The 6,898-nt window shown below is 38.9% G+C and carries 3 protein-coding genes; all 3 read left to right on the top strand.

Annotation, left to right across the window (positions count from 1 at the left end):
- Positions 1–3,276 (top strand): hybrid sensor histidine kinase/response regulator transcription factor (locus tag HP439_RS16895; RefSeq protein WP_172391515.1); only part of this gene is annotated, 3,276 nt, incomplete at its 5' end.
- A gap of 244 nt (positions 3,277–3,520) precedes the next feature.
- Complete coding sequence (locus HP439_RS16890) at positions 3,521–6,379, top strand: glycoside hydrolase family 31 protein (protein WP_172391514.1); 2,859 nt, start codon at positions 3,521–3,523, stop codon at positions 6,377–6,379.
- 35 nt (positions 6,380–6,414) lie between these two features.
- Positions 6,415–6,898: carboxypeptidase-like regulatory domain-containing protein (locus tag HP439_RS16885; protein WP_172391513.1), on the top strand; the 484-nt coding region annotated here is incomplete at its 3' end.

Here is a 6,898-nt window from a genome sequence, read left to right as displayed (position 1 = left end):
TCAGACAACCATACGGATCACTTCAATAGAAATAGCAAAAGTTTTAAGCTCAACAGTGACAATGTTAATAATATTCAGAAACTCGATGGGAAAGTTTGGCTGGGTACGGATCACGGCGGAATAAACATTATATACGGTGATAAAATAAACTATGTAGTGCATCGGTCATTTGAATCAGGGTCGTTGCCTTTTAATGCAACAACCACGCTCTATAGTGGCGACCATGGGACGATGTGGGTTGGTACTTATAAAGGGGGTGTGAGTTATTATAGCAAACAACAAACTTTTGTTAAGACCATTCAGTCAAAACCAGGAAACGACGGAAGCTTACCGTTTGACGATGTAAATTGTTTTGTTGAAGATCCCCACGGTAATATATGGATCGGTACGAACGGTGGTGGTTTGATCAAATACGATCCTAGTGCCAATACCTATAAAAGTTTTCTATATCATCAAACAGATTCGACATCTTTAAGTAGTAATGTTGTAGTGAGTTTACATTTAGATCTAGATAATACACTATGGGTAGGTACGTTTAATGGCGGTTTAAACAAAATGGAAGTTGAAGGTGTTTTTTCTCGATACCCAACGCCAGCGTTATCCAATTTGAGTGTTTGGGATATCTTGGAGGATAGTCGTGGTCGACTATGGTTAGGAACGTTGTCTCATGGACTTTTTTTATTTGATACCAGCGTTCATTACCTAACTCCATATTTTACAAAAAGTGGCAAACAGTTACCTTCTACATATTACTCCAAGATATTCGAAGATTCAAAAGGCAATATTTGGCTAGGCACTGCACAAGGTCTCGAAATTATTGATACCGATGACAACGTACGATTTATACGCGAAGGAAATACTTCACGAGGCTTAAGTAATAATTTGGTGACGGACATCTTGGAGGATAAGTATGGAAGAATATGGGTGTCTACTCAACGCGGAATCAATATTATTGAAAACTTTCGTATTCAACGGATCACAAAACTGGATGGGTTAATCGACGATATTGTCGTCGAATTAGTTGAGGATGACAGTGGTAATATATGGGCTTCGACTGAAAAAGGAATTTCTCGAATTTGGGTGCGACAACATTTGGGAAATTTATTTATTAATAATTTCAGTAAAGCTGACGGATTACAATCTTTAAGTTTCAACGAGAATGCTGGATTGAAGTTGAAAGATGGACATCTAGTTTTCGGAGGACCAAACGGTTTTAATCTGATAAACGTAAAGGATATCCAGCACGGAACAGACGAGTTTAAAATAAGACTATCTCAAATCCAATTAAATGGACGGAATCTAGCACCTTCAGATGTTCGTAAGCAAGGGACAGTTATTTTTAGGGATTCCAATTCTGCTTTACACCTTTCTCATAGTGAGAACTCACTTATTATTCGTTTGACCGATTTCGACTATTTACGACGTAACAGAGGGAAGTTTCAATATTTGGTAAAGGGCCTAAGTGAACAGTGGATAGACCTCGATGCTACCGATTTTACAATCTATCTTTCAAATTTACCAGCGTCAAGCTATGAAGTAATGGGGAGATACCTAAATAACCAGGGAGTGGTTGAGTCTGAGGAAAGTTTAATGAAACTCGTTGTATATCCTCCTTGGTGGAAAACGAAGACCGCGTATGTCTGTTACATATTACTCGGTTTTGGTGTTTTATATTACCTTAGAAGGTTTGAAAAACTTAGAGAACGCACACGTTTTAATTTATTGCAAGCCGAGGAACGGACAAACCATATTCGTGAACTCGATCAGTTGAAGACACGTTTTTTTACAAATGTTAGCCATGAGTTTCGTACACCTATTAGTTTAATTCTTGCACCAATAGAAACATTAAAGAAGGTGCTGGCAGGAAATGACAACCATGCATTTTTAGATATTATCGAACGAAATGCGAAGCAATTACTATCCTTGGTCAATCAACTGTTAGATTTTAATAAGATAGATCAAGGAAAGAAGGCAATCAGTAATAAATATGGTGATATAATATCTGTTGTTAGATCGGTTGTTGACTCCTTTCGTAATCTTGCATTATCGCGCCAAATAAAATTTATCGTCAACCTTCCAGATATAGAACTTCGTTGTTTTTTTGATAAAGAAAAAGTCGAGAGTATTTTATTCAATTTACTTTCTAACGCGTTTAAATTTACGAGTAAACAGGGGGAGGTATCGATTAGCATTACTATCGATGAACAATCAGCTCGGTTGTATGTTTTGGTCAATGATAATGGATCAGGAATATCGAAACATAATGTAGAAAAAGTTTTTGATCGATATTATCAAGAAAATAAACTAAGCGATGTTTGGACAGAAGGGAGTGGAATCGGCTTGTCTATCACGAAAGAGTTCGTGGAAATGATGGGAGGCATTATTGAAGTCGAAAGTGTGCTTGGTGAAGGAAGTCGATTTACAGTTCAATTACCATTGCGTTTTGATCCCGAGCAAGGAAAGATGGAACAAGAACCGAAAACCATGAAGGAACGCAAGGACAGTGGCTTTGCGATGAAAAAAGGTAATCTGCAACGGGTACTTATTGTGGAGGATAATATAGATTTCGCATATTATTTGAATGAAAATGTCGGAAAACATTATCATGTTGAACTGCGTCAGTCTGCAGAAAGTGCATTAGAGATTGTCTATCAATTTCATCCTGATATAATAATTTCGGATATGAGTTTACCTAAGCTGTCAGGAATAGAATTCTGTCGAACAATTAGGGCGGATAAACGTACAAGGCACATTCCATTTATTGTAATTACCGCAGTAGGATCGGAAGAGGTACAACTGAAAGCGTTGAAAGAAGGGGCTACGGATTACCTTGCCAAGCCTTTTCATATGGAAGCTTTTTTATCGAAAATAAAATCAGTGCTTTTACAGAAAGATGAAATGACAAAACGGTATAAACGTCAATTAGATGTTCGCGTGGGTCCTGTAGAAATAGAAAATGTAGATGAAAAGTTTCTGATAAAAGCAGCTAACCTTGTTGAAGCACATTTACAAGATGGCGAAATGTCAGTCGAGTTTTTGGCGAAATCTTTAAATATTACTCGAGTAGGCTTATACAAGCGTATTCTATCTCTTACTGGTTTTACTCCAATTGAATTTATTCGTAATATTCGGTTAAATATTGCTTTGAAGCACCTTCAGAGTTCTTCTAAAACAATCAGCGAGATCGCGTATGAAGTTGGATTTAGTTCTCCAAAACAGTTTTCCAAGCATTTCAAAAATTTCTACGGAGAGCTACCTTCACATTATAGAAAGTAGCACGTTGACCAAAAATTTCTCTGAAACAAAAAATTATATCCCACTTGTTTTTTTAATCCTTTATTTTGTCAATCTGTTGTTATACAGGTTTTTGTGTGTTTTTTCTACTTTTTAATAGTTAACAAAACAGCCCCTATTTGTTAACGTAAGTGGCATTGGTGCAATCGGTTGCATCATTACATTTGTAATGTGAATTACTTACATCGAGTATCCACTTAACCAATAAAAAAATAAATCAGTTACTATGTTGCTTAGAAAAGTTCTCCTTGGAGTTATGTTCTTTTTCAGTATTTCTTTATCTGCGCAGACGTCCAATTTCCCTCGGTATGAAAAAACGGATCGTGGAGCAAAGATTATCTATCGCTCTGTTTCTACGGCCATCGATCAGGATATCTACTTAGATTTTGTGAATGAAAAAATTGTTCGTGTTCGAGTATTACCTCCCGGCGAATCGCTGCCAGTAGAAAAGAGTTTTATATTACTCGATTCTATAGGTGAGAAACAAGTCGATTTTAGTTTGTCGGAAAAATCGGACACTTTATACCTGCGAACTACTGAACTTGTTACCAAATTAAAACTGTCCAGCGGAACGGTACACTTTTTTGATGCACGTGGAAAACCATTGATTCACGAAACGAAGAGAGGTGAGCAGTCATTTCAGGCCGACGCGTATAATGGCGATACTTTTTATGCTGTCGAACAAGGGTTTCAAGTCGATAAAACTGAAGGTATTTTTGGTTTAGGTCAGCACCAAAATGGAGTGATGAATTACAATAATGGACGGCGCGTTACACTGTTACAGTATAATACGGAAATAGCTGTTCCATTCCTTGTTTCAAGTAATAACTATGGGATTTTATGGCATAACTATGCGATTACAGTGGCTGGCGATACACGACCTCTAATGCCTTTAAATGCTTTTAAACTCATTTCAAAGGACGGATACGAAGGTTGGTTAACCGCCTCTTATGTAAATAAAGATCATGAAGAAGAAGTTTATATCACCAGACCGGAATCAGATATTGATTACAATTATTTGACTGATCAGCATAAATATCCGAAAGGCGTGAAACTATCTCAGGCAAAAGTAATTTACGAAGGTGAACTCGCTTCTCCATACGAAGGCCTACATTATGTGCACTTTAAATATTCAGGGTATATAAAAGTTTGGATCGATGGTGCTTTACTGCAAGATCGTTGGCGGGAAGCTTGGAATCCGGGCACGTTCGAATTGCCAGTTACTTTTGTGAAAAATAAGCATTACAAAATTAAGATCGAATGGATCCCCTCTGGTGATGAGTGCTATTTTACAATTAATTGGCAACGGCCTGCAGAAAAAGATAAAACGCTGTTTGGATTTCAGTCCGAAGCAGGAGATGCTATTGACTATTTCGTCGTTACCGGAGAAAACATGGATGATGTAATTTCTGGATACCGCCAGATAACCGGTAAAGCGCCGATTATGCCAATTTGGAGTTTTGGATTTTGGCAAAGCCGCGAGCGTTACAAAACTCAGCAGGAATTGGAGGATGTTGTAACAATATTTCGGGAGCGTCAGATTCCAATTGATAACATTGTGCAAGATTGGTCATATTGGGAACCACAAGATTGGGGGAGCCATAGTTTCGATAGCACGCGATTTCCAAACCCCGCAGGAATGATTAAAAGGATACACGACCAAAATGTAAACTTGATGATTTCTATCTGGCCTAAAATTAACGAAGAATCAAGCGTATACAAACAATACCGTGATAACGACTGGTTGTATATGCGTAATATTTATGACGGACGTAAAGATTGGATTGGCAAGGGGTATACGTCCACTTTTTACGACGTTTATAACAAGGATGCTAGAAAAGCTTTCTGGGATCAAATGAATGACAAATTATTTTCGCTTGGGGTGGATGCGTGGTGGATGGATGCCAGTGAACCAGATATACATTCCAATATTAGCGTTGAGGAGCGTAAATCCGTCATACAACCGAATATTGGCTCATCCGTTCGTTATTATAATACTTTTCCTTTGTTAAATGCAAAAGGAATATATGAAGGGCAACGTGGCCAAGACCCTAATAAACGAGTTTTTATTTTAACACGATCTTTTTTCGCCGGACAGCAGCGCTATGCAGCAGCAGCCTGGAGTGGTGATATCGCTTCGACATGGGAAGATATGCGGGATCAAATTTCCGCAGGCGTTAACTTCTCGATGTCTGGAACCCCATATTGGACAATGGATGCTGGAGGTTTCCTTGCTGAAAAGAAATTTTACGAACCCTCGAAAGCGGATTTAGAAGAGTGGCGTGAATTGAATTCTCGTTGGTATCAATATGGAGCGTTCCTTCCGTTGTTCAGAGCTCATGGGCAATATCCGGAACGGGAGCCTTTCGCGATTGCACCGGAGGGTCATCCTGCATATGAGAGCATGATTTACTATATAAAGTTACGCTATAAACTGTTGAGTTATAACTACAGTCTCGGCGGCATGACATATTTTAAGGACTATTCCATGATTCGTGGGCTTGTAATGGATTTTCCAAATGATCAATTAGTATATAATATAAATGATCAATATATGTGGGGGCCCTCGTTGCTAGTAAACCCAGTGACAACTAACGGCGTTACCTCGCGATCGATTTACCTACCCGGGGAAACCGTCTGGTACGATCTATACAACGGCAAGTCATATGAAGGAGGTCGAAGAATTGATGCTCCTGCTCCGTACGAAAGAATTCCCGTATTTGTCAAGGGAGGATCTATCTTACCTATTGGTGATGATTTACAATATACCACAGAACGGAATCAGAAAAATTTAACCTTAATGGTTTATGACGGTGCGGATGCAAATTTCACGTTGTATGAAGATGGGGGTATTAACTACGATTATGAGAAGGGGAACTATATGACTATTGACCTTCAATATGATGCTAAAAGTGGTCAGCTGACCATTGGTGAGCATGAAGGGGCGTTCCCCGGTATGTTGACTAATCGAGTTTTTAATATTGTGTTAATCGACGGCAAGCATGCTGCTGGATTGGATAAAATATTTAATAGGAAAAAAACTGTTAAGTATTCCGGTAAAGCACTTACAGTTAAATTAAAATAAAAACCAATTTAAATAAACAAAACATGTGTAAACGAATGTTACAAAACGCAGTAGTGATGATGCTCTTGATGCTCGTCTCTTCTGCTGCCTGGGCACAATCTATTCGAGGCTCCGTTGTTTTTAACGCGACAAACCAGCCAGTGGTTGGTGCTAGTGTCTCGGTTAAGGGGAGTCAGCGAGCGACGAGTACGAATGAACAGGGAGATTTTTCTATCCAAGCTGCGGTCGGAGATATTCTAGTCATAACGTACCTAGGATTTGATGTGCAGGAAATAGCAGCGAAAAATGATCTCATTATTCGGCTTGAGGAAAACACATCCGATTTGGAAGAAGTCGTGGTGATCGGATATGGAACGCAAAAAAAGAAATTGAATACCGGTGCCAACCTTCGCGTTGAAGGTGAGGATTTGGAAAAGAGGAATCAATTGAATCCGTTGCAAGCGATGCAAGGACAGGCTCCTGGCGTGTCAATATCTTCGACATCGGGTCAGCCTGGAGCGAGCATGAAGGTTGTCGTCC

Source organism: Sphingobacterium shayense (assembly GCF_013179575.1).
Lineage (GTDB): Bacteria > Bacteroidota > Bacteroidia > Sphingobacteriales > Sphingobacteriaceae > Sphingobacterium > Sphingobacterium shayense.
This window is presented reverse-complemented; position numbering and strand designations above follow the sequence as displayed.